The following is a 25221-nucleotide window of genomic DNA, read 5'->3' as shown; positions in this document are numbered from 1 at the left end:
CCACCGCGACGAGTCGGGGGACTCTTGTCCGACGCGCCGAAACGAGCGCCCGATGCAGTTCGCCGAGTTCGCCGCACGCGCCGCCGACTTAGAGGAGGAACCGGGCGACCTCGCGACAATCGCGGCGGTCGCAAACCTCCTCGCCCACACCGACGAAGATCTGTCAACCGTCGTGCGGTTCCTTCTGGGACGGGTCTATCCTGCCTGGGACCCGACGACACTCGATATTGGCCCCGCCCTCCTTCAGGCGGCCATCGCCAAGGCCGCGGGGCCGAACGTCGACGCCGCGGACGTGGAGGCCGAACTCGCGGCTGTCGGGGAGATCGGCGCCGTTGCCGAGGGCTACGACTTCGGCGGCCAGCGCGGGCTCGGGGCCTTCACCGACGGACAGAGCGGAGGGGGAAGCGCCGGAAGCGACCTCTCCGTCGCCGAGGTCGACGAACGGCTCCGTTCGATCGCGACAGCCGCGGGCGAAGGAAGCGAGAGTCGACAGCTCGATATCCTCTTCGGGCTGTTCAACAGCGCCTCCCCGACGGAAGCGAAGTTTCTCGCCCGAATGGTGCTCGGCGAGATGCGGATCGGTGTCGGCGAGGGGACGGTCCGGGACGCCGTCGCCGCCGCGTATCTCGATTCAGACGAGGAGACCAGCAGAAGCGACGGGGATGTCGACGAAGACGACGACAATGCATCCGAGCACGACGGTGGGGCCGAGGCGGAGCACACCCGCCAGACCGACGATGCGGTCGCCACGGTCGAGCGCGCGCTGCAGGTCTCGAACGACTACGGAATGGTCGCTCGCGTCGCCCGCGAAGAGGGCCGCGAGGGACTCGACGCGATCGGCCTCGAGGTCGGCCGCCCGGTACAGGCGATGCTCGCACAGGCCGGCGAGGCGACGGAGGCGATCGAGGCGTGGGACGAGGCGGTCGTGGAGACGAAGTTCGACGGCGCACGGGTCCAGGTGCACTACGACGGCGAGACGACGGCGCTCTTCTCGCGGAATATGGACGACGTCACCGATCCACTGCCGGAGGTCGTGGAGTTCGTCGAGTCGGCTATCGACGTCCCGGTCGTTCTCGACGGAGAGGTCGTTGCGGTCGACGGCGAGGGGACGCCGCTGCCGTTCCAGGAGGTGCTCCGCCGGTTCCGCCGGAAGTACGACGTCGAGCGGATGCGCGAGGAGGTCCGCGTGGAACTCCGCGCGTTCGACTGCCTCCACGTCGACGGCCAGGATCTGCTGGACGCGCCGCTCACCGACCGGCTGGACCGACTCGACGACCTGCTCGGAGATACCGACGCCGTCGCCGATCCGACGATCACGGACGATCCCGCGGAGATCGAAGTGATCGAGGAGGACGCACTCGCGGCGGGCCACGAGGGGGTGATGCTGAAAGATCCCGACTCGACGTACGCGCCGGGAAAGCGCGGGCGGAACTGGCTGAAACGGAAGCCGGACGTCGAGACCCTCGATCTGGTCGTGACCGGCGCGGAGTGGGGCGAGGGACGGCGCGCGAACCTCCTCGGGACGTTTCTCCTGTCGGCGCGGGTCGACGGCGGAGAGTATCAGACCATCGGGAAGGTCGCGACCGGGATCACCGACGAGGAACTCGAAGCACTGACCGAACGACTGGAACCGCACGTCGTGACCGAAGAGGGCCAGACGGTGTCGATCGAGCCCGCGGTCGTCTTCGAGGTCGGCTACGAGGAGATCCAGCGCTCGCCGACGTACTCCTCGGGCTACGCGCTCCGCTTTCCCCGGTTCGTGACCGTGCGCGACGACAAATCGCCCGCCGACGCCGACAGCCTCGAACGAGTCGAGCGGCTCGCGGACGGAGAATAGAACGAAGCGCGGCCCAGCGACGACCGGACTACACGACGCCCATCGCCGACAGCCGCTCGGGGAGATACGTTTCCGTCACGAAATCCAGTCCGCGGGACGCCAGTGACTGCTGTTCGGCCTTCTTCTCGATGTCGAGCTGGAGTTCGATCTGCTCGCTCCAGTAGTCGGTCTGGAACCGCGGATCCTCCAGTTCCGACTCCAGGGCGTTGATGTCCGAATCCGCCAGGGGATCGGTCGGGAGATCGTACTCCACGATGTCCTCCGGCTGGATGCCGACGAAGCGCGCCTCCGGCGTCGCGAGATACTCCGAGAGGTGCGCAGATTTGATCGAGCCGTACGCGACCGAGCCGTAGATCCGGTAGGACCACGGGTCGCCGTCTGTGAAGACCACGACCGGGAGGTCGAGTTCGTCGTGGAGCCGCTTCGTGATCCGCCGGGTCGCCCGCGCGGGCTGACCCTTCAGGTGGACGACCAGGCAGTTGTACTCCTCGTCGAAGCCGTTCTCGACGAGCCGATCGCGCATCCCGCCGGTCTCCACACAGAGGACGAAGTCGATGTCGTGGTCCAGGAAGTCGATCGTGTCGGGGTTGTTCGGGATCTGGTAGCCGCCCTCGCCGACGTCCTCCTGACAGTGGATCTCCCGCTCGCCGCGTCGGGTCTGCTCGCGGAGCTCCAGCGGCCCCATCAGGGTTGCGCCCGACTCCTCGGGCCGCATATGGAAGTCCTCGCGGGTGACCTCCGCGACGATTTCCAGATCCTCGATGAGCTGGTTCGACTCGTCCTGGCTGGAGAACTGCGCCTCCTCGTTGTCCCACGACTCCGAGAGGTAATACAGCTCACGCAACGTCGAGGAGCGACCCTGTTCCAGTTGGTTCACGAGGAACTCGATTGCGTACGCCGCCTTCAGGAGCTTCCGTGCGCCGCGGACGCTGTTGGCCGACCGCGTCGAGGTCCGGTCGCCGTACACCCAGACCTTCGAGTCCTCGTCGAAGACGATGTTCGATTTCGTCCGCGTGGGGATCTCCATCCGTGGGACTTCCCCCGACGCGAACTGGTCGTAAAACTCCGCGGCGAGGTCGATGAGGCGTTCCTGTGCGAGGTCGTCGTCCGATTTCGTGCTCATTGTGGTAGGTTCGTAGTTCCGTGCTCGTTGTGGTCGGTCCGGTAGTTCCGTGCTCGTTGTGGTCGGTCCGTCCGACTCAGGCGTTGATCGTCAGTTTCTCGGCCTCGACGCCGTCGACGTCGACGTCGAAGGATGGGTCGCCCGCGGCGGTGTAGGTGAGTTCAGCCGACTCGCCCGCCGGCACCGACGGTTCCCAGGAGATGAACCACTCGCCGTCGAGGTCGACGGCGCTGGCGTCCTCGGGAAGATTCGACGGTTCGGCCGAGACGATGTCGGTGATCTCTGGGCTTTCGCTCCGGTCCGAGTGGTTTTCGACGACCAGGGTGACATCGTCGCCGTCGACCTCGCGCTCGACGCTCACGTTGTTCATAATCTGCGCCAGCGCGCCGTCGATGTTCGGCCGGGGGCGGTTCGTGACCTCGGAGAGTTTGTCGGCCATCTCCGGCAGGATGCGCCCGAGAACGTCCTGTTTCTCCCGCCGCTTCTGCATCGACCGCCGTTTGTTCAGATACGATTTGAGGTCGCGGGCGGCCTCGCGGACGGCCAGTTCGATCTCGTCTTCGATCTCGGGGATGTTCGCGACCGCGTCCTTCGACTCGCTCGTGAAGGGCACGTTCGTGGAGGCGACGTGGATCATAATCACCGCCGGACCGCTCGGCAGCCCCGAGCCGCCGGGCTGATCGAGCCCGTAGTTGCGCCAGCCGATCCCCTTGATCACGTCGGTCGTGGCACACGCTCCGCGCTTGTAGACGAGGGGAACGCGGTTCGCAAAGCGGAGCAGGCCGACCGTCCCGTCTTCCAGTTCGCCGCCGTAGGCGATGCCGGCCTCGACGACGAAGGGATCGCCGCCGTGGACCTCCGCGTCCCGCGTCGCCGCGGCGTAGAAGTCGGCGTCGAACTCCTTCCGCAGACCGGCCTCGACGAGTTCGGCCGTGATCGGCGACAGGCAGTTCGTCGGCGGCGCGAGGATGTCGGTCTCGCGCATCGCTTCGAGCAGTTCCGAGGCGATGTCGCGGGTGCCGGCGACCGTCCCGACCTTCGGCACGTCGTCGGGAACCGTCCGCATCGCGGCCCATACCGCCTCGACGACGTTCTCGCGGGCGGTTTCGCCGAAGGAGGTGTCCTCGTCGACGAGGCGGTCCGCCGAGCGATCGACGTAGTCGACGAGCGTCTCGCGGGTGGCCCGGTGTCTGGAGTCGCCCTTCCGGAACTTCTCGGCCAGTCGCTCGGCGAGTCCCGCGATCGTCGCATCGTCCTTCCGAGTGCTCGTCGCCTCGTCGACCAGGGAGTACAGGTCCGGGTCGAGATCCGAGGTCAGAACGTCCCAGGCCGCCTCGACTGCGTTCTCGCGGACCGTCGCGCCGAAGTTCGCGTCGAACTCCGCTTCGATGTCGTCGGCGACGGTGTCGACGATCTCCGAAAGCTCCGAGTGAGTCGTCCGTTCCCGGGAGGAGAGCGTCTCGGCGACCCGCGCTGCGAACGCCGCCGTCGCCTCTTTGCCCTTGTTGGCGACGGCGTCCTCGATCGCCGTCTCCAGTGGGGTATCGGGATCCTGCGGGACCGCCCACCCCATCTCGCGGCCGAAGTGCCGGTCACGGAAGCGATCCAGCACCTTCGTGGCCGTCTTCGAGCCGACGCGGGTGAACTCCTCCTGGAGGAACCCCGACACCGAGTACGACTCGGTCGCCTCGAGCATCCTGATGAGCATCCCCAGTTCGACGCCGTGGGGGTGTGGGCGGATCTCCTCGGTCTCGGCCGGCAGGGAGGCGCCGTCGACCCGCTCGTAGCGCCGCGGCTCCTCGAGTCCCGGTTCGTCGAGGACGAGTCGCGCGTGCGGGTTGACGACCGCGGTGTGTTTGATGTAGTCGTGGAGCTGCGTTCGGGCCCGCATATTCGCCTCCATCTCCATCTCGATGCGTGTCCCGTGGGTCGGCGAGAGGTCCGACTCGCCAGGGGCGCGCTCCTCCTCCACGGAAATCTCCGGCTCGTTGGTGTCGGTGTCGATGATGAGCTCGAAGTACTGGGCGCGCTCGGAGCGCTGGGTCCGGGAGGTGATCTTGACTGGTTTGCCGGAAGTCTCCTGAGCGTACAGTACAGCCGCTGAAATGCCAATTCCCTGTTGTCCACGGGCCTGCTTACGGGCGTGAAACCGGGAGCCGTAGAGGAGTTTCCCGAAGACCTTCGGGATCTGCTCGCGGGTGATCCCGGGGCCGTTGTCCTCGACAATCAGCGTGTAGTAATCGCCCGACTCCCTGATCTCGACGGAGATGTCCGGCTTGATCCCGGCCTCCTCGGTGGCGTCGAGGGCGTTGTCGACCGCCTCCTTGACGGCGGTGACGAGTCCTCTGGCTCCCGACCCGAAGCCGAGCATCTGCTTGTTTTTCTCGAAGAACTCGGCGATGGAGATCGCCCGCTGCCCCCCCGCCAACTCCTCGGCGATCCCGACATCTTCCTCGGCTTCCTCCGTGCCGACTTTCTCCTCCTCGGCTTTTTCCTCGCCGAGTTCCGACTGAAACGAGGTCATTCTGTGCGCCCATCTACCCGACGGATCGTTAAGAAGGGTTCGGCAGCACAGTGAAAGTGGACGCGACCTGTGCGACGGTTGCCCCCCGTCTCCAGCGATCGGAACCCGCTTTTGGCCCCGCTCCCGTCTCCGACGCTTGGGACCCTCCACACGTCGATGCGCGCCCGCGCGTGCGAGGGTTTATGAGTGGAGATGAACTAACCCCTGTACGTTCAATGTCACGCGAAACTGAGTACGGGGCCGGGCAGATCCAGGTCCTCGAAGGGCTCGAGGCCGTCCGGAAGCGCCCGGCGATGTACGTTGGGTCGACGGACTCCCGCGGCTTACACCATCTCGTCTACGAGGTCGTCGACAACGCGATCGACGAAGCGCTCGCGGGGTACTGCGACCACATCACGGTCACGCTCCACGACGACGGGTCGGTGTCGGTCTCGGACAACGGCCGCGGCGTTCCGGTCGACACCCACGAGCAGTACGACCGCCCCGCGGTGGAGGTCATCATGACGGTCCTCCACGCCGGCGGGAAGTTCGACAACAAGTCCTACCAGGTCTCCGGGGGGCTCCACGGCGTCGGCGTCTCGGTGGTCAACGCGCTCTCGCGACGCCTCGACGTCGAAATCAAACGCGACGGGGCGTTGTGGCGCGACAGCTTCGACCACGGCGAACCGAAGGAGGGCGCCTTCGAGCGCGTCCGCGACCTCGACCCCGACGAGGAGACCGGCACGACGGTCCGCTTTTGGCCCAACGGGGAGATCTTCGAGACGGTCGAGTACGAGTTCTCCACGCTCGAAAACCGGCTCCGGGAACTCGCCTTCCTCAACTCCGGGGTCGAGATCCAGTTGATCGACGAGCGGGGATCGGACGACGACGCGCCCGGAACGGCGGACGACTCCGACGCCGAGCGCCGAGAGCGCACCTTCTGCTACGAGGGTGGGATCCGCGAGTTCGTCCGCTATCTCGACGAGACGAAGACGGTCATCCACGACGACGTCATCTACTACGCCGACAGCGCGAAGGGGATCGAAATCGAGGTGGCGTTGCAGGCCACCGAGGAACTCCAGGGGTCGATCCACGCCTTCGCGAACAACATCAACACCCGCGAGGGTGGCACCCACCTCACCGGATTCAAGACGGCGCTCACCCGCGTCGTCAACGACTACGCACGCGAACACGACCTCCTCGGCGACCTCGACTCGCTGAAGGGCGAGGACGTCCGCGAGGGGCTCACTGCGGTCATCTCGATCAAACACCCCGACCCGCAGTTCGAGGGGCAGACGAAGACGAAACTCGGCAACAGCGACGTTCGCGGCATCGTCGAGTCGATCACCCACGAGAAACTGGGCACCTATCTCGAGGAACACCCCGACACCGCCGAGGCAATCGTCGGGAAGGCCGTCGAGGCCGCGAAGGCCCGAAAGGCCGCAAAGCAGGCCGAAGAGCTCACCCGCCGAAAGTCGGCGCTGGAGTCGACGTCGCTGCCGGGGAAACTCGCGGACTGTCAGAGCCGCGACCCCGCGGAGTCGGAACTGTTCGTCGTCGAAGGCGACTCGGCGGGCGGTTCGGCGAAGCAGGGCCGCGACCGGCGGTTCCAGGCGATTCTGCCGATCAAGGGGAAGATCCTCAACGTCGAGAAACACCGGCTCGATCGCGTCTTGGAGAACGACGAGGTCCGCGCGCTCATCACCGCGATCGGCGCGGGCGTCGGCGAGGAGTTCGACATCGACGACGTCCGCTACGAGCGGATCATTCTGATGACCGACGCCGACGTCGACGGGGCACACATCAGAACGCTGCTCTTGACGCTTCTGTACCGCCACATGCGCCCGCTCGTCGAAGCCGGCTTCGTGTACGCCGCGAAGCCGCCGCTGTACCGCGTCCGCTACGGCGGCGAGACCTACGACGCGATGACCGAGGCCGAGCGCGACCGGATCATCGAAGAGAAGTGCGGCGGCAACCCCACGCAGGTCCAGCGGTTCAAGGGCCTCGGCGAGATGAACCCCGATCAGCTCTGGGACACGACGATGAACCCGGAGAACCGCATCCTCAAGCAGATCACCGTCGAGGACGCCGCCGCCGCGGACAAGATGTTCTCCGTGCTGATGGGCGACGCCGTCGAACCGCGCAAGCAGTTCATCAAGGACCGAGCGACCGACGCCAAATGGGTGGACATATAGATGCAGTTCCGACGCACACGAGGTGGTCGATAGATGAGTTCCGACGCACCGAGAGAGTTCGACCCCGGGACCGGAATCGCCGCGGAGGTCGAGACCGCACGCATCGAACAGGAGATGGAGCAGTCCTACATCGATTACGCGATGTCGGTCATCGCGGGGCGGGCGCTGCCGGACGTCCGTGACGGGCTCAAGCCCGTCCACCGGCGGATCCTCTATGCGATGCACGAGTCGGGCGTGACCGCCCGCTCCTCACACCGGAAGTCCTCCTCGATCGTCGGGGAGACGATGGGTGACTACCACCCGCACGGCGACTCCGCGATCTACGACACGCTCGCGCGGATGGCTCAGGACTTCTCGATGCGCTATCCGCTGGTCGACGGCCAGGGGAACTTCGGCTCCGTCGACGGCGACCCGCCGGCCGCGATGCGGTACACCGAGGCGCGGATGTCGCCCATCGCCGAGGAGTTGCTCGACGACATCGAGATGGACACCGTCGACTTCACGTCGAACTACGACGACCGGCTGACGGAGCCGGAGGTCCTCCCCGCGGCGTTCCCGAACCTGCTCGTCAACGGCTCCTCGGGCATCGCCGTGGGGATGTCGACGAACATCCCGCCGCACAATTTGGGAGAGGTCATCGACGCGACAGTCCACCTCATCGAACACCCCGACTGTACGATCGAGGACCTGATGGAGTACGTCAAGGGGCCGGACTTCCCGACCGGGGCGAACATCGTCGGCCGCAACGCGATCCACAAGGCGTACAAGACGGGTCGCGGCCGGCTCCGCGTCCGCGCGGAGTTCGAGGTCACGGACGATCGGATCGTGATCACGGAACTCCCCTTCCAGGGGAACAAGGCGCGGCTGGTCGAGCGGATCGCCGACGACGTCAACGAGGGGAAGATCGAGGGAATCCGCGACCTGCGCGACGAGTCCGACCGCGACGGCATCCGCGTCGTCATCGAACTCAAACGCGGCGCCAACCCCGAGGTCGTGAAAAACCAGCTGCTGGAACACCACCTCGAATCGACGTTCGGCGTCATCAACCTGGCATTGGTCGACGGCCAGCCGCAGGTCCTCACGCTCAAGGAGACCCTCGTAGAGTATCTCGAACACCGCCGGACGGTGGTCCGTCGGCGCTCACAGTACGAGCTACAGGAGAAGGAGGACCGCGCGCACATCCTCGAAGGCCGACTGACGGCGCTTGAGAACGTCGACGACGTCGTCGAGGTCATCAGAAACTCAGAGAGCCGCGACGACGCGAAGGCGGCGCTGCGCGGCGAGCACGTCGTCGAGGTCGACGGCGAACCGCTGCCGTCCTTCGACTTCTCGGAGGCGCAGGCCGACCACATCGTCGCGATGCAACTCGGGTCGCTCACCGCGATGGAGGCCGACGAGATCCGCACCGAGTACGAGGAGGTCCAATCGCGGATCGATCGCTTGGAGACGATCCTCAACGACCCCGACGAACTCGACGCGGTCGTCAGGAAAGAGCTCTTGGCGATCAAAGACGAGTACGACGACGACCGCCGGACCTCGATTATCGAGGACACCGGAACCGTCACCCACGAGGACCTCATCGCCGAGGAGGACGTCGTCGTCGTCGTCACCGAGGACGACTACATCAAGCGGATGCCGCTGGACCGGTTCAAGGCCCAGCACCGCGGCGGCAAAGGCATCATCGGCACCGGACTGAAAGAGGGCGACCGGGTGTCGTCGGTGTACGTCGCCAGCACCCACGATTACCTGCTGTACTTCACCACCCACGGGAAGGTCTACCAGCTGAAGACCTACCAGGTCCCGGAGATGTCTCGGACCGCCCGCGGGAAGTCGGCGGTGAACCTGCTCGATCTCGACGACGGCGAGGAGATCACCGCGGTCGTCAACACCGCCGAGATGGATACCGACGCCGACGAGTATCTCACGATGGTGACCCGCGAGGGCTACATCAAACGCACGAGCGTCGAGGAGTTCCAGAACATCCGCTCGACGGGCATCATCGCCACGAAACTCGACGACGAGGACGCCCTGGTCGACGTCGAGGTGACCGAGGGTGAGCGCGACCTGATCCTCGCGAGCCGCGAGGGGATGTCGATCCGGTTCGAGGAGGCCGACGTTCGAGCGATGGGCCGCTCGGCCCGCGGCGTCCGTGGAATCCAACTGGAGGGCGACGACGAGGTGGCCGCGCTCGCGGCCGTCGAACCCGACCGCACAAGCTGGGTGCTCACTGTCACCCAGAACGGCTACGGCAAGCGGACCGACATCGACCAGTACCGCCGGCAGTCCCGGAACGGGAAGGGACTCATCGACATCAAGACGAACGAGCGCAACGGCCTCGTCTGCGAACTGGAGACCGTCGGCCCCGGCGACCACCTGTTCGTGATGAGCGGCGACGGGCAGATCCTCCGCACGCCCGTCGAGGACATCTCGACCGTCGGCCGGAACACGATGGGAGTCACGATTATGGATCTGGAACCCGGCGACGCCGTCGCCAGCGTCGACGTCCACTTCGCCGGCGAGGACGCCGACGACCCCGCTGACGACGCCGACGAATCCGCCAAAGACGCCGACGACCCCGCCGAGGACTCGCAGGCCACCGAGTAGCGACAGAGGGACGTATCGGACCGATCCGGAACTTTTCACCGGAAACGTGGTGTGTTCGGCTGTCTCACAGGACCGCCACGAGGGCCGCAGTTCAGAGGATCCGCTTGCCGAGCGCGCTCGCCGCCAGTTCCGTCGCGAGCGACGCGGTCTCGTTGTGCTCGTCGAGGATCGGGTTCACCTCGACGAGTTCCAAAGAGCGGAGACAGTCGGACTCGGCGACGGCTTCCAGGGCCGCGTGGGCCTCGCGGTAGGTGACGCCCCCGCGGACGGGCGTCCCGACCCCCGGCGCCTCACGCGGATCCAGCCAGTCGAGGTCGAGGCTCACGTGGATGCCGTCGGTGCCGCTCGTGGCGACATCCAGCGCGTCGGCGACGACGGCGGAGATCCCCCGAGCGTCGATATCGGACATCGTAAAGGCCGTCACGTCGCTGTCGGCGATGGCCGCCCGTTCGGCCTCGTCGACGTCCCGGAGTCCGACGAGCGCGACGTTCGACGCGTCGAGTCCGGCGGCGTTCGCCCACTCGACGTCCGCGAAGGCGCCGACGCCGAGCAGCGCCGCGAGCGGCATCCCGTGAACGTTCCCCGAGGGCGACGTTTCGGGCGTGTTGAAGTCGCCGTGGGCGTCGAACCAGACCGCACCGACGTCCCCCTCCCGGGCCGACCCGACGACCGACCCGATCGCGACCGAGTGGTCGCCGCCGAGAACGAGCGGGAGGGCGCCGTCGGCGAGCGTTCGGTCGACCCGGTCGGCCAGGCGGGTCGCGACCTCACGCGTCTCTCTGAGAAACAGCGTCGAGCCAGCGGCCAGGGTTTCGACTTCCGGATCGCGTTCTTCGGGGCGTGGCGCGCGGACGTCGCCGTCGTCGACGACCTCACGTCCAATTTTCGTCAGTTCGTCCGCGAGACCGGCGTAGCGAATCGCTGACGGGCCCATATCGACGCCGCGGCGATTCGCGCCGTAGTCGACCGGCGCGCCGACGATCCGGACGGGCTCTTTCATCGCCTCACTCCTCCAGATACGGTGCACAGACGCGGGCGACGCCCTCCGCGAAGTCGATCTCCGGCTCCCAGCCGGTCGCCTCCCGGATCTTCGTGCTGTCGGCCATCGTGTCGTGAACGTAGACGTCTAAGGGGTTTTCGACGTATTTCGGCTCGACGTCGGTTCCGAGTCCGTCGTTGATCAACTCGATCATCGTGTTGAACGTGTAGCTCTCGCCGGTGCCGAGGTTGTAGATCCCCTGCAGGCGGTGGTCGGCGGCGAGTTCGATTCCGCGGACGATGTCGTCGACGTGGGTGAAATCGCGGGTCTGGGTGCCGTCACCGAAGACCTCCGGGCGCTCGCCGTTGGCGATCTTGTGCGTGAACTGCGCGACGGTGTTTGCGTACTCGCCTTTGTGCTCCTCCGCGCCCCCGTACCCCTGGTAGACGGAGAAGAAACGCAGCCCGGCGAGCGTCATATCGTAGTGGTGATGAAAGTACTCGCCGTACTTCTCGCGGGCGAGTTTCGACGCCTCGTAGCAGGTCCGTGCCTCCACCGGAAGCTCCTCGGGGGAGGGCTCTGTCCGAGAACCGTAGATCGACGAGGTCGAGGCGTAGACGACCGTCTCACAGCCGTCCTCGCGGGCCTGTTCGACTGCGTTGACGAACCCCTCGACGTTCACGCGAGTCGCGTCGCGTTTGTGCTCTTCGGCCATCGTGTACGAGGAGTACGCCGCGAGGTGAAACAGCACGTCGACGTCCGCGGTCGGGAGGTCGTCGTCCAAGACGCTGGCGTCGACGAACTCGACGTCTTCGTCGATGTTCTCGGGCGTACCGAGATGTAGGTCGTCGACGGCGATTACCTCGTTGTCCGTCGCGAGGTGATTCGCAAGGTTCGAGCCGATGAATCCGGCCCCGCCGGTCACCAGAGCGCGTTGATTTTGCATACCTACTACACATACGAGGGCTCACAAAGTGGTGTCGAATAGCGGTCGACGAATCAGACAGCCGGTCGTGTCGATCGCTGCCGATTTTCCCAAGAGGCGAGTCGAAAATCCAACGAACGCGTCCCAATCGAACGAAAATCGGGAGACTGTTTCACACTCCGTTCATCCATCCACCGGATTTAAGACCGTATACGGCTTACCAGACTGTATGTCATCCATCGAGCTGACGTCCAGTCAGAAAACCATTCTGACGGCATTGATCAACCTCCACCGGGAGACCGAAGACGCAGTAAAGGGCGAAGACATCGCAGAAGAGGTCGACCGGAACCCGGGAACGATCAGAAATCAGATGCAGAGTCTGAAGGCGCTACAGTTGGTCGAGGGGGTCCCAGGACCGAAGGGCGGGTACAAGCCGACGGCAAACGCCTACGAGGCGCTCGACGTCGACCAGATGGACGAACCGGCCTTCGTCCCGCTGTATCACGACGGCGAGGAGGTCGACAACGCCAACGTCGACGAGATCGACCTCTCCTCGGTTCACCACCCGGAGCTGTGCCGCGCGGAGATCCACATCCAGGGCTCGGTCCGCGAGTTCCACGAGGGCGACAGCGTCACTGTGGGACCGACGCCGCTCTCGAAGCTAGTGATCGAAGGCACCGTCGACGGCAAAGACGACACGAGCAACATCCTCATCCTCCGGATCGAGGATATGCGCGCGCCCGTCGAAGAGCCGTCCCACTGAAGCGCCGGTAGCCCGGAAAAAACTCCGTCTGGCTTCGCTCTTTTCGGTCTCTCGTGGCCGCTCAGAGGCTGTCCCACGCCTCGACCGCGGCGCGCGGTGACGCGATGTCCTTGATCCAGCGGGCGGCGATGGTCTTCTTCAGCGTCCGCGCAGCAGGGCCGCCGAAGACGTTCATCGGGACGTCGCCGACCATCGGCAGTTTGACCGCGTGGGCGACGGCGTCGTCGCCGACGGAGATCACGGTCCCTTTGTCGTCGTGGCGCCACGTCTTCAGCGGCTTGCCTTCGATGGCGCGAGCGACGTTCTCACCCGCAACGTCGGCGGCCTGCCAGGCGGCCTGGGCCGTCGGGGGTGCGACAGCGTCCGGCCCCTGCTCGACCAGCGCCGTGTCGCCGACGGCGAAGACCCGATCGTCCGACGTCTGGAAGTCTGCGTCGGCGTTGATCCGCTTCGAGCGGTCGTCCTTCTCGACGTCGATGCCGTGAACCTCTTCGTGGGCGGTGATGCCCCCGGTCCAGACGAGGACGTCGTACGGCAGCGCTTCCGGCTCGACCTCGTCGCCGCCGCCAATGTAGACTGCATCCTCTCCGGCCCGCGAGATGAAATCACCCGTGAGGATTTCGACGTCCAGCGCCTCGAGGCGCTTGCGGAGCGCACCCTGCAGTTCCGAGTCGTTGCCGGGGAAGATCTCGTCGAGCCCCTCGACCAGTGTGATCTCGATCGGCGCCCGGTGCTCGTCGCGGTACTCGGCGATTTCGCCGGCGGTCTGGATTCCAGAGAGGCCGGCGCCGCCGATGACGACCTGTGCGGGATCGTCGCGGGAGGCCGCCTCGGCTGCGTCCCGGACGTCCGCGTGGATCGCACGCGCGTCGTCGAGCCCTTTCAGTTGGTGAGCGTGTTCCTGTAGCCCATCGATGCCGAAGAAGGCGGTGCTGGAGCCGACAGCCAGCAGTAGATAATCGTACTCGACCTCGTCGTCTTCGAGTTCGACCACTCGCTCGTCGACGTCGACGTCAGTAACGTGTCCCTTGCGGAACTCCGTCGACGGGGATTTGATCTCGTCGACCGGGATGGCGATCTTCGATTCCACGCTGGGATCGCGGATGCACCGATGAACCTCGTGCAGGACGAGGTGGTAGTCGTTCTCCGAGATCCACGTGAGATCCGTCTCCGCATCGAGTTGCTCTTCGAGGCGCGCCACGGCGCCGGCGCCCGCATATCCGGCTCCGACAACGACGACCTGTGTACTCATAGGTAGATGCGTCTCAGGAGGCCTCGGATAAAGGGACTGCGGAAACGGTCTTCGAGGAGCAGCCCACGCTACCGGTGGATTTTCCGGGGTCGGCCAGGCACCTCCTCGCCGGTATCAGTCGATTGAAAGGCCGGGATGCCAGTGGTCGACCCCCGCCGCCTGCTTTTCTTCCGCCATCTTCGCGAGCAGGTGAACCGCGAGGCTCGCCGTCTCGGCCGCCCGGGATTCGCCCTCGGTCCGGAATTCGCCGGTGATCCGATTCGCGTACACGGAACAGACCGCCCCCGCCCGGAGTCCGTAGATGTTCGCAAGGGTGAGAAGTGCTGCGGCCTCCATCTCGATGTTCTTCACGTTCGCTGCCCTCAGGTCTTCGACCAGCGATTCCGATCCGGCGGCGCGGAAATCCTCGAAGCCCGGGCGTCCCTGCCCGGCGTAGAACGAATCGGCACTCATCGTGAGGCCGACGTGGTAGTCGTATCCGAGTCGCTCTGCTGCGGCGACGAGTGCGGAGACGACCTCTCGGTCGGCGACCGCCGGGTAGTCCTCGCGGACGTACTCCGCGGAGGTGCCCTCCTGTCTGACCGCGCCGGAGGTGATGACCAGATCGCCGACGTCCATCTCCGGTTGGATCGCGCCGCAGGACCCGACGCGGATGAACGTCTCGGCGCCGACGCGGGCCAGTTCCTCGACCGCGATGGCGGCGGAGGGACTCCCGATCCCCGTCGACGTCGTCGAGATCGGCGTCCCCTCGTACGTTCCGGTCGCCGTCCGGTACTCCCGGTGAGAGGCGCGCTCCTCGGCGTCGTCCCACAGCGCGGTGATCTTGTCGACGCGCTCGGGGTTGCCGGGGAGGAGGACGCTGTCGGCGACGTCGTCGGGACCGACGTCGATGTGGTACTGGACCTCGTCCCCGGGATCTTCGCTGTCGCTCATACGGGCCTTCCAGCGCCCAGCGAAAATAGGCTGTCGGCTGCGGGGACCGGTGGCAGTCTCGACCGATTGTGACGAAATTCGGTTACGCGTCGGCGGGGATCGCGTCCCAGTTACGCGTCGGAGTCGTCGTCTACGTCGGCACCGCCCTCCGCGGACGCCGCACGCTCTGCAGCGGCCGCATCCAGCGTCGCCGGCGAGATCGTGTCCGGGAGTAACTCCCCCAAGGTGTAGGTTGTCGTCTCCTCGCCGCCCTGGTCGCAGATGACCTCGAAATCCTCGTCGGCGAACTCCGCGAGCGTCTGGCGACACATCCCACAGGGTGTCACGCCGTCGCGAGCGCCCGACGAGACCGCGATGCGCACGAATTCGCGGTAGCCGTCTCTGATGGCGGCCGCCACGGCGACCTCCTCGGCGTGGAGGCTGTTCGAGTAGTTCGCGTTCTCGATGTTGCAGCCGACGTACACAGAGCCGTCGGCGGTTTCGAGCGCCGCTCCCACGCGGTACTCCGAGTACGGGACGTAGGCCTCCGAAAGTACCGTCCGGGCGCGTTCCACGAGGTCGTCAGTCATCAAGTCCGCTTTTTCGCGGCGGGCGCTTTACGCTGTCGTCGGATCGGCGTGTCGGGCCCACCGAGCGGCCGGACTGATCAGCATCGCCTCGAAGAACAAGACCAAAGCCGTCCCCGCACGTAACGACGGTGTGAACTCCGAGTCGGACACGAACGAACCGGGGAAGCCGACTGGTACCCCGGGCCTCGGCCGCAAGATCCTCCTGGCGGTCGGTGTGAGCGTGATCGTGATCTCGGGCTTCGTCGGGGCGATCATCGGGGGCAACGGCGCCGCAGTCGTGCCGGAATCCGCGATCCTGGGGACCGCCCTGACGATCCCGACGAGTCCTGTCGCGATGGCGCTCTACGGGATGGCCGTCGCGACGCTCGTGCTCGGCACGCTCTTCGGACTCGTCGAACTCGCTTCGCGCCTCGAAGACGCGGAGGGGCCCGAGGGGCGGACCTGAACAGCGAGGTCGTGATCGCAAGGGACACGCCGACAGCGCACCGTTTTTATCCGTCGAGTGCCGACTTCGGGGTATGACGACGCCCACGTCCGCGGAGGATCGCGCCGAGGGCGCGGGGCCGCCCGACGAGGAGTTCGATCCGAACGCCCCGCTTGGGGAGTCCGGATCGCGGAACCGAAAGCGGGCGGCGCTCGCGGTCGCGCCCTTCCTCCTGATCGGTCTCGGGAACGTGGTGCTGCTGCTCGGGTGGGGGATCGAACCGCTGTGGGCCTTCGCGATCCTGCCGCCGATTCTCTTCTGTACCGTCCTCGCGTACATCGTCTTCAGCACGGACTTCCTCGACGATCGGACCTGACTCCCGCGGCGAGATCCGCGCCCACCGGCCGCCCTATTTACTACGTCTGAGCACGACCGCGGAGTATGCTCGTCCAAATCCTGATTTTCGATGGGTTCGACGAACTGGATGCGCTCGGCCCCTACGAGGTGTTCCAGAAGGCAGCACACGTCGGCGCGCCCTGTCGAGTGTCACTGGTCACCCACGACGAACGGGCCACTATTACCGGGCTGAATGGAGTCGAGATCGTTCCGGACGGTGTTCTCCCCGCCCCGGCGGACGAACGAGCGCCGGATCTGCTACTCGTGGCGGGCGGTGGATGGAATACCGAGGACCGGGGCGTTCGCCGTGAGATCGAACGGGGCGGCGTGCCGGAACTCGTCTACGAACACTGGAGTAGCGGCAACCGGATTGCAGCGGTCTGTACGGGCACAATGCTCCTGGAAGCGGCCGGCGTCCTGGATGACCGCCCAGCGGTGACCCACCAGCACGCACTGGAGGACCTTCGGGACAGGGGCGTCGAGGTTATCGAAAAACGGGTAGTCGACGCCGGGGACGTCGTGACCGCTGGCGGGATCACCAGCGGTATCGACCTCGCACTCTATCTCGTCGGCCGTGAGTTCGGGACCGAGGTTGCCGACGAAGTGGCCGAGATTTTGGAGTACGATCGCGAGACGGACGTCGCGGCGGCCGAGTAAACGCTCCGACCGGAACACGACAGCGAAAGGGGAGACGTGTGACGCCGTCCCTCTCAGCTGCCGGTGTCGTATTTATAGGTCGCTTCCGACGGGTCGATCCCGAAGTCCTCGGCGGTCTCCTCGACGTTGTCCCCCTCCTCGGGTTCGTCGGCCGGCGACGCGTTCTTGAACCGCTCGCGGAACGTCTCCGGAACGTCGAAGTCGGCCGCATTGACCGCCATCGCGATTACGTCGTCGCCGCGGGTCTCGCGGACGGCCTCCAGTCGCTCCTCGACGGGCGCCGGAAGGTCGGTGACCTCCCGCGGTTCGAAGCCGAAGGGCGTGAAGTACGACGGCTGGCGCGTGAAAGTGTAGACCGTCTCGTAGCCCTCGTCGCTCGCCTCGTCGACGAGCCGCTCCATCACGTGGGCGCCGACGCCCTGCTGTCGCCACTCCGCGAGGGTGTAGACAAAGGCGAGTTCGCAGAACTCTCCCTCGTCGGTCTTGTGGACGCGAATGCGGCCGAAGCCGGCCTTCCGCGACGTCTCCTCGTCGAGAGCAATCACGTAGTCCCGGGACCGAAACGCGGGATCGTCGATGTCCGCCTCCTCGATCCTGTCGAGTAACCAGACCTCGTCGCGGTTTTTGGCGTCCCGGACGTACATAGCGACGTCTACGACACCGGGATGGAAGTGTATTGCGGAGCGGTCAGTTGGATACGGACTGTGGGACGGGATCTGAATCGGGGAGCCGCTTCTTCGTGATAGTGGTTCAGATTTTACCGAACAAACGCCTCATAATAGGATTACTACACTTTGAACGAGCATCGTTCAGTCCAGCGGGTTGCTGAAGTGGTAGTTTCAGCTATCTCGCAGATTAAGTAGTTCGTGGCGTAGGACCACATATGGTCCTCGCATCCTCTCTGACTGGCAATGAGGTAATGACGACCGAAGGCACGGAACTCGGCGTCGTCGAAAGCATCACAATGGATCCCAAGACAGGAGATCTACAGAACCTACGGCTGAGGGCACACGGTGGCGGCGGCGGTGGCTATCATCAGATCGATGATGGCCAGCTCCTGGTCCCGGCCGATCGTATTGAGGCAAGACAGGACTACCTACTCGTCCGGCCGCCGCAGAAGAGCCGAGCCGGGACGCTTGACGAACCGTAGTGTCGTGAGTAGTCAGTTTGCGTGAAATAGTGCTGCACAGATGGTTCTGAATAATTGTCGGGCCTGGTGAGAATGACCAAAGACAGTATCAAACCAGTTCCGAACAAGGCCCCACACCAGATGAGAATATAGTAGCGTTTGCAACTGATTGTACATACGATCGCACGCAGTCGTGCGATCGTATGAGCGAAGACTTGCGAACGCTACTATAACTCAGTATAGTTCACTCATATTCCGTATGAGGAGATACTGATCACTTCCCCTGCGGAGTTCTGATGGGAGCATAAAAACTGTATGCGGGCGTGAATCGCCTCGGGGTCAAGCCCCGAGGCTTCCCGTTTCTACGACGTGACTTGCAGACACACACTGAAATTCAGGTGTGTCCGTAGCGGTCACAGTCTCCACGGGCGTGTCTTCGGGCCATCCCAGCCCTAGTTCAGAAAAGCCTCTCTGCAACACATTCATCGCCGCGTTCGCATCTCTATCCGTCTCGAATCCGCACGACGGACAGGAGTGTTCCCGCACCCAGATGGGCTTTGCCGTCTCCACACCACACGACGCACACTCCTTGGTCGTGCCTCGTGCTTCGACCTGTACGACGTGACAACCGTACAGGTCTGCTTTGTATTCCAGGAGGGTGATGAATTGTCGCCACGCCGCATCCTGCTTGTTCCGAGCGTTATGCGACTGTTCGAGCATCCCCTTCACGTCCAAGTCTTCCACGAACACGGCGTCGTACTCGCGGACGAGCCACGTCGTAATCTTGTGCTGGTAGTCCAGCACCTTCCGCTTGATGTGGCGTTTGACCTTGGCGACCTTCAGACGTTGTTTCTCGTAGTTGCTCGACCCCTTCTCTTTCCGTGAGAGTTTGCGTTGTTCTCCTCGAAGTCGTTCGTAGTCGTCTTCGAGGTCGAGCCAATCCACAGTGTGACCGTCGCTCGTGTGGATGTAGTTGAGTATTCCGAGGTCGATACCGACGCTGTTGCTCGCGTCAAGCGAGTCTACGTCGAGTTTCTCGGGCAGGTCAGCTTCATCAGTTTCCAAACCAAATGTGACGAACCACTCGCCAGTCCGTTCCTTCTTGAACGTGACCTCTTTGATGGTGGCGTGGTCGGGAATCGGACGGTGGTAACGAATCTTCACCCAGCCAATTTTGCTGAAGCGGACGTACGCATACTTGTCGCGCCCCCTCTTTTCATCGAGGTCGAAACCGGACTGGTTGTACGTCGCGCTTCGGTAGTCGGTGGGTGCTTGCCGTTTGAGCCGACCAACGTTGTACCCCTTCTCTTTCTTCTTGCGAAGATTCGAGAGGTTTCGATGGAAGCGTGCAACGGTGGCTTGGGCGGCCTTCGAGTGAAGTTCACTGAAGACAGGCCACTTACGTTTCCACTCAGGGAGTTTGTTGTTCTGGTCGTACTCACTCGGCTTATCGTCCTCTGGGGCTTGTTCGTAGTCCCAGCGGACATGGTTGTAGAGTTGGCGATGAACATCTAGATGATGTTCCAGTCCCTCCGCTACCTCTCCTTTTGGGTAGGCGTGGTAGCGGTGACTGTGTTCCATCGCTGTCTCTTGATTAGGAACGTTTTGACTTAGTGGTTTGTATCACGAGTCGTCGGCTTCATTCCCGAGGTCAAGCCTCGGGGTATTCGCCTTGTCCGCTGATAAAGAGTGGTCAGTATGCCCTCCCGCCGAAGATTCGTCACTGCTTGCATAGCCGGTATTTGGCTGATAACCGGCTGTCTTGGGACCATCACACAACCGGACATTCCCCGTGAGACGCAGATACTCGACGAGCAAGCGACAATCGAGCCGGGTGCCTATCAAGAGTGGCCCCTCTCCGACCGCATCGACAACTCTACGTTTACTCCTGAGGATGAAAATCCCATATTTAGTTACGAGTTTGTCGTTAGAGACGGACCAGCGGTAGTAGTCGCTGCGACCACCAGCGAGGAGCTCAAACGCCGCGCAGAGACAGGTGGCCAATATAGAATATGGGGTGGAACTCGGAGCGAGGGTCAACGAGGAGCAACGAGTGAACCGATGCCCACAGAGCTACTCGAAGTGCTCGTGGCCGATAACCAATATATGGGTTCGAAGACGCTGACACCAGACCGTGATCCTGCAACAGTTCACGTCCAAGCCTATCTCAGCACCCCGAAACAGGGCTGAATCAGTTAACACCATCTACCTGAACCAACTCGTATAGGGTATCATAGAAAGGTCATCACACCCAGAGTAGAGATCGGTCAGTTCAGCCCACCTTTTTACTGCGTCGGGTGCGCCGAAGGCGCACTCTCCACGGGCGACCCGCAAGTCGCCCGTGGGGAAGCGAGACGGCTTCGCCGTCTCGCCCTCCTTACAAAAAGCTGTCTCGCTGACGGAGCGAAGCGAGGCTCGTGAGACGCTTGCGTCTCACGGTGGACCAAAAACGGGCCGCTCACTCGGCCTTCGACCTCGCTCGCGGACGCTCTCCCCAGGACGTCTACCGTACGATAGCATCCGCGAGCGAACGTCGCGAGCGAGCGGTTCGCCGACGGCGACCGCCGGGAGCCGTCGGGCTTTTTTGGTGCAGATTTTTTGCGCGAGTGGTCGGCGAAGCCGACCCGAGCGGAAAAAAGGTGCTCACAATCAGTTTGATAGTTGATTCAGTCTTGGATTCGTGGAAAGAACTCTAGCGAACACCTCTGTGACTCTTTGTTATCATATACACAACCACGCTCACCGTCGCTCGGACACGAAGTGCAGGGGATGGGATTTGAACCACGGTCACAGCGTAGCTGCTCCCTGACTCAAATCCCACCGTACGAACCGGACTGCTCGCTTCGCTCGCAGACGCGGATGCGGGGGATGGGATTTGAACCACGGTCACAACGTAGCTGCTCCCTGACTCAAATCCCACCGTACGAACCGGACTGCTCGCTTCGCTCGCAGATACGGATGCGGGGGATGGGATTTGAACCCACGAACCCCTACGGGAGCGGATCTTAAGTCCGCCGCCTTTGGCCTAGCTCAGCCACCCCCGCGCAGACGAACATTCCCCTGACGCCCGGTTAGTGGTTTCGCTTCCGCAACTCCGGCGGATCACTGCGAGATTTATAAGTACTGTTGAGATAGTATCACAAATGGTAGGGTATTTGATTTCACGGAGACATCGGCAAATAGCCTCCAAAACGAGTGTGAATCTCTCCCAGTAAAATTACTATCAGGTTATATTTATATATTGAAACCGGCCGAATACAGATTCCGTATCCAAACCCGAGAATCTATTTGTGATAGGTCTCTGAACAGTCCACGCGTATGCCAGAATCACAGGTGGGTTTAGATGATCTTTGGATCGAACATATATCTCGGGTGGTCGGTTTCGAGACGGTCTCGAAACGTTTCACTGGCACGTCACGTTGGGCACCGTATCTTTTCATCGTCGCCGTCATCGGACTACATCTTCCTGTCCTGTCTTTTGTCGGGTGGCTTCAGACAGGAAGATTGTCAATTGCCGCGAACCCCGGCGAGATCTTCCAAGTTATCGCGTGGCCCGCAGTCGTGTGGATGCTGCTCCGGACGAAACGGAAGTATGCTGGAGCCGTCCAGGACCTCCCAGACGCGATCGACGAAGATATTCGGGACCTTGACAGAGGGAGGAACCCCGTCTCTCGGCTCCTCACGATCGCCGGAGTTCCGGCGAAGCCATCCGGGAAAACGGACGCAAACCTCAACGAGATCAGTTCACCTCTAGTTCGATATAGTGTCCTGTGTGCTGGGCTGGCATTTTATGCATGGCAATTACTAACCAATCCCGCTGGATTGGTTGGTCCTGTAGCTGATCTTACTGGCCCCGTTGTTGCGACTGTTAGATTCTATCTGATCATCCCGTTCGTGCTCTATCCCATTGGAGCTGAGTTTTTGGCTGTCGTTATCGGCGCGCTTGTACTTCTCCCCTTCAAGATTCGACGGGCTGGACTCATTGACTTCTCTGACCCCCACGGCTACGCGGGATTGGAACCGACCGGCGAGATGTTCAAAAACGTCTCTGTCTCGTATTTTATTCTTCTTACACTCTTTATGCTGTTTCAGACGGTCGCTGTTGGGGCAAGTCCAATGGACCAATTTTCCCTCCCACTGCTGCTTGCAGGCCTCCTTGTCGGCCTAATCCTCTTTTTCGGTCCGATGCTATGGATGAAGTCGTTTATCAACGCCGCGAAGCACATCAAGATCGAAGCCCTCGCAGAACAATCACGAGAGGTCGGATCTACGGAAGATATCTTCCCCTACGCCGAGCCCGAATCAGTAGAGGATGCGAATCAATACACGTACAATCACATTCGGATGCAACGCGTCGAAATGGCGAGCGAGTTCCCCCTCAATATTACGATGATTCAGGAGGTACTGTTCGCACTCTTGTTACCATATATCACATCACTCGTATTTGACTTTGTGCTTCAGAATTATGTTTGAACGCTCTTGCGTGGCGCGTTGTTGATCCGGAGAAGCCTTGCGATTTCGCCGCAGACCACACGAAGTTGGAACCAGTTTGCTGAACGGTTTGACACACAGGTTCTATAGTAGCGTTTGCAACTGATTGCATATCCGATCGCACGACTGCGTGCGATCGTGTGAGTGAAGACTTGCAAAGGCTACTATAGCCTCGTCTCCCGATAGCGAACTCTATCGACACTCTTCTACTGGAGAGGATTGTTTGAATGTGAACACCAGAAAATGACGACAATAGTCCGTCTCAGCCGTCGCCCGTCTCGCTCGCGAGCGTCGACAGCACGAGTCGTTTGAGACCGCGTCTGAGGCGACCGCCCGCAGCGGGCTGGGAGATCCCCAACTCGGCGGCGACCTCGCTGAGCGTCGCTTCCCGCGGCTCCTCGAAGTATCCCATATTCAGAGCGAGCAACACGGCCTCCCGCTGCTCGTCGGTGAGGCTGTTTTCGGCCTCGCCCGGCGAGACGTAGTCACTCACGCGCTGCAGCGTAAAGCGGATGTCGTGACCGGCGGCGTACTCCCGCAGCGCCGCGAGTGCCGGCCTGTCGGGGAGCCACACCCGCACGGTCCACTCGGTTCCGTCGTTCGTCCAGTCGAGCGAAACCCCGTTTAATGCGGCCACTGCCGGCGAAAAGAGCGTGGCGTCGGCGCTGTACTCGAAGCTGTAGACTGCCTCGACGCCGAGATCCACCACACGCTCGAAGCCGTCGATCGTGTGATCGCGGGCAAGCGCCGTTTCGAACCGGTCGAAGTCCGCCGTGCGGATGGTGAAAAGATACCCTTCTGCATTCGGGACCGTTCCCGCGCCGGTAACCGGCTGTACAGACGCGGACTCGTCGTACGTGACAGTCTCGGTCAGCGCGAGGTCGGGCGATTCGAGGCCGATCGTGGCGGTGAGGTCGCTCATAGGGATCAGTCGACGGCCGGGTCTATCAGCGCTCCCGCTCGACTGCGGCGTCGACACCGACACCTTCGAGACGCCGGCGTATGGTTCGTTCGACACTGGGCGCGGTGAGCACGACGCCGAAGATGATCAGGACCGCCCCGACCGCGATCGAGACTGTCAGGATCTCGCCGAGGAAGGCGACCCCGAGCAGGACCGTCGTCAGCGGCTCGCTCGTGCTGGCGATGCTCGCGCGGCTGGCTTTGATCCGGGTGAGCCCCTCCGTGTACAGGAGGATCGGCAGCAGCGTCCCGAACACCGTGATGCCGACGATCAGCCACCAGCCCGCCGCTCCCTCGGGCATCGCGAGCGAGCGCGTCGCGACACCGTATCCGAGAATCGACGCGGTCACGCCGAGGAAGACGTAGGCGACGTGAACCAGCGGATCGATGTCGGCGACCATCGCGCGCGTTCCCATCGTGTAGACCGTATAACAGAGCGAGGCGACAGCGACGAGCAGGACGCCGGTCAGCGCGATCGTGATCTCGTCACCCAGCACGACGAGCGCGACGCCCGCGGTCGTCGCAAGCAGCGCCGAGAGCTTCGGGAGCGTGATTGGTTCGTCCAGCACGACAGACGAGACGGCCATCACCTGCACCGGATACGTGAAAAGCAGCAGCGCGGCGACACCGGCCGAGAGCCACGCCAGGCTCTCGAAGTACGCGACCGACATAATACCGTAAACGGCGCCGAGACCGACCTCGACGCCGACGGTGCGCACGGGGAGACGAATGAACCGACCGGTGACGAGCAAAAGCCCCCACAGCAGAACGGTCGCCGCCACGAACCGACTGGCGAGCAGCGTCGCGACCGTCAGATCGACGCCGACGGCCGCCTTCCCGAAGACGCCGAGCGTCCCGAACAGCGCCGCACCGGAAAGCGTGAACACCAGTCCGAGACGTCGCTGACGCATACCTGCACTCGCACGCCCGGGGATACCGGCCTGACGCATATACTGATAACCCGTTTAAATATCGCTGCTTTTGTGTTCCGTTTCTCACACGAGTACGCGACGGCGTGCAGCCAGAGGCTGCTCGTGGAGCCGCTCGGAGACCTGGGGCCTCGGAGACGACGAGCGCGGTAGGCGCTTCACTCCGGAGCCAGGGACCGTGGTTTACCAGTCGACGCTCAGCGTGCCGTCGCCGTGCGGGTCCGGCGCGATCTCCTCGTCCGTTCGGCGGTCGATAACGTGGATCACGCCCTCGCCCTTCTTCGCGGGGCAGACCTCCGCGGCCCGGACGTTCTCGTCCAGTTCGTCCTCGCCGATGAAGTACGACTGTGGGCGGCCGAGGCCGGAGGTGATGTCCATCTCCCAGTTGTCCGCGACCTCGGCACACCGACCCGCCCCGATGCATTTGTTCCCCTCGAAGATGATCTTGTAGGGCTTCTCCGCTACCGGCGGGGCGTTCTCCTCGCTGCCGACGTCGCTCGGCTGTACCGGGGCGTCGTCCGCGTCGTCTGCGGCATCGCTCATACCCCACCG

At 63.5% G+C, this 25221-nt stretch carries 22 protein-coding genes and 1 tRNA gene; 10 read left to right on the top strand and 13 right to left on the bottom strand.

Annotated features, from left to right (window positions below; genetic code table 11):
- Positions 1 to 52 precede the first annotated feature (52 nt).
- Entirely contained in the window at positions 53 to 1837 is a 1785-nt protein-coding gene (ligA, locus tag RJT37_RS01265; RefSeq protein ID WP_313687134.1) for an ATP-dependent DNA ligase LigA, read from the top strand.
- A gap of 28 nt (positions 1838 to 1865) precedes the next feature.
- Here ligA and RJT37_RS01260 read toward each other — a convergent pair whose 3' ends face one another.
- On the bottom strand, positions 1866 to 2960 hold the full coding sequence (locus tag RJT37_RS01260) for a DNA topoisomerase IV subunit A (RefSeq protein WP_313687132.1): 1095 nt from the start codon (positions 2958 to 2960) through the stop codon (positions 1866 to 1868).
- A 76-nt stretch (positions 2961 to 3036) separates the two neighbouring features.
- Positions 3037 to 5484: a DNA topoisomerase VI subunit B gene (locus RJT37_RS01255; protein WP_313687130.1), complete on the bottom strand. Its 2448-nt coding sequence runs from the start codon at positions 5482 to 5484 to the stop codon at positions 3037 to 3039.
- A 215-nt stretch (positions 5485 to 5699) separates the two neighbouring features.
- Between RJT37_RS01255 and gyrB the strand changes: the two genes are divergently transcribed.
- Complete coding sequence (gene gyrB, locus RJT37_RS01250; RefSeq protein WP_313687127.1) at positions 5700 to 7658, top strand: DNA topoisomerase (ATP-hydrolyzing) subunit B; 1959 nt, start codon at positions 5700 to 5702, stop codon at positions 7656 to 7658.
- Positions 7659 to 7691: 33 nt separating this feature from the next.
- Positions 7692 to 10262 carry a DNA gyrase subunit A gene (gyrA, locus tag RJT37_RS01245; protein WP_313687125.1) on the top strand — a complete coding sequence of 857 codons (2571 nt, stop codon included), beginning with the start codon at positions 7692 to 7694 and terminating at the stop codon, positions 10260 to 10262.
- A 91-nt stretch (positions 10263 to 10353) separates the two neighbouring features.
- Here the strand turns inward: gyrA and rocF are convergent, their stop codons facing one another.
- Positions 10354 to 11262, bottom strand: a complete 909-nt coding sequence (gene rocF, locus RJT37_RS01240) for an arginase (RefSeq protein WP_313687123.1) — start codon at positions 11260 to 11262, stop codon at positions 10354 to 10356.
- Positions 11263 to 11266: 4 nt separating this feature from the next.
- Positions 11267 to 12187: an NAD-dependent epimerase/dehydratase family protein gene (locus RJT37_RS01235; RefSeq protein WP_313687121.1), complete on the bottom strand. Its 921-nt coding sequence runs from the start codon at positions 12185 to 12187 to the stop codon at positions 11267 to 11269.
- A gap of 208 nt (positions 12188 to 12395) precedes the next feature.
- On the opposite strand from RJT37_RS01235, the gene RJT37_RS01230 reads away from it, so the two are divergent.
- Entirely contained in the window at positions 12396 to 12929 is a 534-nt protein-coding gene (locus RJT37_RS01230; protein ID WP_311171951.1) for an Rrf2 family transcriptional regulator, read from the top strand.
- A 61-nt stretch (positions 12930 to 12990) separates the two neighbouring features.
- Here the strand turns inward: RJT37_RS01230 and RJT37_RS01225 are convergent, their stop codons facing one another.
- The 3 genes from RJT37_RS01225 to cdd all read right to left on the bottom strand — a co-directional run bounded on the left by RJT37_RS01225 (position 12991) and on the right by cdd (position 15683).
- Positions 12991 to 14181, bottom strand: coding sequence for an NAD(P)/FAD-dependent oxidoreductase (locus RJT37_RS01225; RefSeq protein ID WP_313687118.1), 1191 nt, complete (start codon positions 14179 to 14181; stop codon positions 12991 to 12993).
- A gap of 114 nt (positions 14182 to 14295) precedes the next feature.
- Positions 14296 to 15114 carry a nucleoside phosphorylase gene (locus RJT37_RS01220; protein WP_313687116.1) on the bottom strand — a complete coding sequence of 273 codons (819 nt, stop codon included), beginning with the start codon at positions 15112 to 15114 and terminating at the stop codon, positions 14296 to 14298.
- A 110-nt stretch (positions 15115 to 15224) separates the two neighbouring features.
- Positions 15225 to 15683, bottom strand: a complete 459-nt coding sequence (gene cdd, locus RJT37_RS01215) for a cytidine deaminase (RefSeq protein ID WP_313687114.1) — start codon at positions 15681 to 15683, stop codon at positions 15225 to 15227.
- A 130-nt stretch (positions 15684 to 15813) separates the two neighbouring features.
- Between cdd and RJT37_RS01210 the strand changes: the two genes are divergently transcribed.
- The 3 genes from RJT37_RS01210 (at position 15814) to RJT37_RS01200 (ending at position 17160) form a co-directional block, all read left to right on the top strand.
- Complete coding sequence (locus tag RJT37_RS01210) at positions 15814 to 16128, top strand: DUF7520 family protein (RefSeq protein ID WP_313687112.1); 315 nt, start codon at positions 15814 to 15816, stop codon at positions 16126 to 16128.
- Positions 16129 to 16201: 73 nt separating this feature from the next.
- A complete protein-coding gene (locus RJT37_RS01205) occupies positions 16202 to 16483 on the top strand; it encodes a DUF8142 family protein (protein ID WP_313687110.1) in 282 nt (93 codons plus the stop codon).
- A 65-nt stretch (positions 16484 to 16548) separates the two neighbouring features.
- Positions 16549 to 17160, top strand: coding sequence for a DJ-1/PfpI family protein (locus tag RJT37_RS01200; protein WP_313687108.1), 612 nt, complete (start codon positions 16549 to 16551; stop codon positions 17158 to 17160).
- Positions 17161 to 17213: 53 nt separating this feature from the next.
- Here RJT37_RS01200 and RJT37_RS01195 read toward each other — a convergent pair whose 3' ends face one another.
- Entirely contained in the window at positions 17214 to 17804 is a 591-nt protein-coding gene (locus RJT37_RS01195; RefSeq protein WP_313687106.1) for a GNAT family N-acetyltransferase, read from the bottom strand.
- Positions 17805 to 18043: 239 nt separating this feature from the next.
- Between RJT37_RS01195 and RJT37_RS01190 the strand changes: the two genes are divergently transcribed.
- The gene (locus RJT37_RS01190) at positions 18044 to 18310 is read left to right on the top strand and encodes a PRC-barrel domain-containing protein (protein WP_313687104.1); all 267 of its coding nucleotides are present in this window, start codon (positions 18044 to 18046) and stop codon (positions 18308 to 18310) included.
- 318 nt (positions 18311 to 18628) lie between these two features.
- Here RJT37_RS01190 and RJT37_RS01185 read toward each other — a convergent pair whose 3' ends face one another.
- Complete coding sequence (locus RJT37_RS01185; RefSeq protein ID WP_313687103.1) at positions 18629 to 19870, bottom strand: RNA-guided endonuclease InsQ/TnpB family protein; 1242 nt, start codon at positions 19868 to 19870, stop codon at positions 18629 to 18631.
- Between the two features lie 480 nt (positions 19871 to 20350).
- Between RJT37_RS01185 and RJT37_RS01180 the strand changes: the two genes are divergently transcribed.
- Entirely contained in the window at positions 20351 to 20479 is a 129-nt protein-coding gene (locus tag RJT37_RS01180) for a hypothetical protein (protein WP_313687102.1), read from the top strand.
- A 769-nt stretch (positions 20480 to 21248) separates the two neighbouring features.
- On the opposite strand, the gene RJT37_RS01175 is transcribed toward RJT37_RS01180, so the two are convergent.
- Positions 21249 to 21333 (bottom strand) — tRNA-Leu (locus RJT37_RS01175).
- A 274-nt stretch (positions 21334 to 21607) separates the two neighbouring features.
- On the opposite strand from RJT37_RS01175, the gene RJT37_RS01170 reads away from it, so the two are divergent.
- Positions 21608 to 22762: a hypothetical protein gene (locus tag RJT37_RS01170; RefSeq protein WP_313687101.1), complete on the top strand. Its 1155-nt coding sequence runs from the start codon at positions 21608 to 21610 to the stop codon at positions 22760 to 22762.
- Positions 22763 to 23042: 280 nt separating this feature from the next.
- Here the strand turns inward: RJT37_RS01170 and RJT37_RS01165 are convergent, their stop codons facing one another.
- The 3 genes from RJT37_RS01165 to RJT37_RS01155 form a co-directional block, all read right to left on the bottom strand.
- Entirely contained in the window at positions 23043 to 23702 is a 660-nt protein-coding gene (locus tag RJT37_RS01165; protein ID WP_313687100.1) for a helix-turn-helix domain-containing protein, read from the bottom strand.
- A 25-nt stretch (positions 23703 to 23727) separates the two neighbouring features.
- Positions 23728 to 24651 carry a DMT family transporter gene (locus tag RJT37_RS01160; RefSeq protein WP_313687099.1) on the bottom strand — a complete coding sequence of 308 codons (924 nt, stop codon included), beginning with the start codon at positions 24649 to 24651 and terminating at the stop codon, positions 23728 to 23730.
- Positions 24652 to 24852: 201 nt separating this feature from the next.
- Complete coding sequence (locus RJT37_RS01155) at positions 24853 to 25212, bottom strand: ferredoxin (RefSeq protein ID WP_313687097.1); 360 nt, start codon at positions 25210 to 25212, stop codon at positions 24853 to 24855.
- Positions 25213 to 25221 lie beyond the last annotated feature (9 nt).

It is taken from the genome of Halobellus marinus, from assembly GCF_032113415.1.
GTDB lineage: Archaea > Halobacteriota > Halobacteria > Halobacteriales > Haloferacaceae > Haloquadratum > Haloquadratum marinus.
This window is presented reverse-complemented; position numbering and strand designations above follow the sequence as displayed.

Coding starts and splice junctions, on each gene's coding strand:
- ligA (WP_313687134.1), top strand. CDS start 53: ATGCAGTTCGCCGAGTTCGCCGCACGCGCCGCCGACTTAGAGGAGGAA.
- RJT37_RS01260 (WP_313687132.1), bottom strand. CDS start 2,960: ATGAGCACGAAATCGGACGACGACCTCGCACAGGAACGCCTCATCGAC.
- RJT37_RS01255 (WP_313687130.1), bottom strand. CDS start 5,484: ATGACCTCGTTTCAGTCGGAACTCGGCGAGGAAAAAGCCGAGGAGGAG.
- gyrB (WP_313687127.1), top strand. CDS start 5,700: ATGTCACGCGAAACTGAGTACGGGGCCGGGCAGATCCAGGTCCTCGAA.
- gyrA (WP_313687125.1), top strand. CDS start 7,692: ATGAGTTCCGACGCACCGAGAGAGTTCGACCCCGGGACCGGAATCGCC.
- rocF (WP_313687123.1), bottom strand. CDS start 11,262: ATGAAAGAGCCCGTCCGGATCGTCGGCGCGCCGGTCGACTACGGCGCG.
- RJT37_RS01235 (WP_313687121.1), bottom strand. CDS start 12,187: ATGCAAAATCAACGCGCTCTGGTGACCGGCGGGGCCGGATTCATCGGC.
- RJT37_RS01230 (WP_311171951.1), top strand. CDS start 12,396: ATGTCATCCATCGAGCTGACGTCCAGTCAGAAAACCATTCTGACGGCA.
- RJT37_RS01225 (WP_313687118.1), bottom strand. CDS start 14,181: ATGAGTACACAGGTCGTCGTTGTCGGAGCCGGATATGCGGGCGCCGGC.
- RJT37_RS01220 (WP_313687116.1), bottom strand. CDS start 15,114: ATGAGCGACAGCGAAGATCCCGGGGACGAGGTCCAGTACCACATCGAC.
- cdd (WP_313687114.1), bottom strand. CDS start 15,683: ATGACTGACGACCTCGTGGAACGCGCCCGGACGGTACTTTCGGAGGCC.
- RJT37_RS01205 (WP_313687110.1), top strand. CDS start 16,202: ATGACGACGCCCACGTCCGCGGAGGATCGCGCCGAGGGCGCGGGGCCG.
- RJT37_RS01200 (WP_313687108.1), top strand. CDS start 16,549: ATGCTCGTCCAAATCCTGATTTTCGATGGGTTCGACGAACTGGATGCG.
- RJT37_RS01195 (WP_313687106.1), bottom strand. CDS start 17,804: ATGTACGTCCGGGACGCCAAAAACCGCGACGAGGTCTGGTTACTCGAC.
- RJT37_RS01190 (WP_313687104.1), top strand. CDS start 18,044: ATGGTCCTCGCATCCTCTCTGACTGGCAATGAGGTAATGACGACCGAA.
- RJT37_RS01185 (WP_313687103.1), bottom strand. CDS start 19,870: ATGGAACACAGTCACCGCTACCACGCCTACCCAAAAGGAGAGGTAGCG.
- RJT37_RS01180 (WP_313687102.1), top strand. CDS start 20,351: ATGCCCACAGAGCTACTCGAAGTGCTCGTGGCCGATAACCAATATATG.
- RJT37_RS01170 (WP_313687101.1), top strand. CDS start 21,608: ATGCCAGAATCACAGGTGGGTTTAGATGATCTTTGGATCGAACATATA.
- RJT37_RS01165 (WP_313687100.1), bottom strand. CDS start 23,702: ATGAGCGACCTCACCGCCACGATCGGCCTCGAATCGCCCGACCTCGCG.
- RJT37_RS01160 (WP_313687099.1), bottom strand. CDS start 24,651: ATGCGTCAGCGACGTCTCGGACTGGTGTTCACGCTTTCCGGTGCGGCG.
- RJT37_RS01155 (WP_313687097.1), bottom strand. CDS start 25,212: ATGAGCGATGCCGCAGACGACGCGGACGACGCCCCGGTACAGCCGAGC.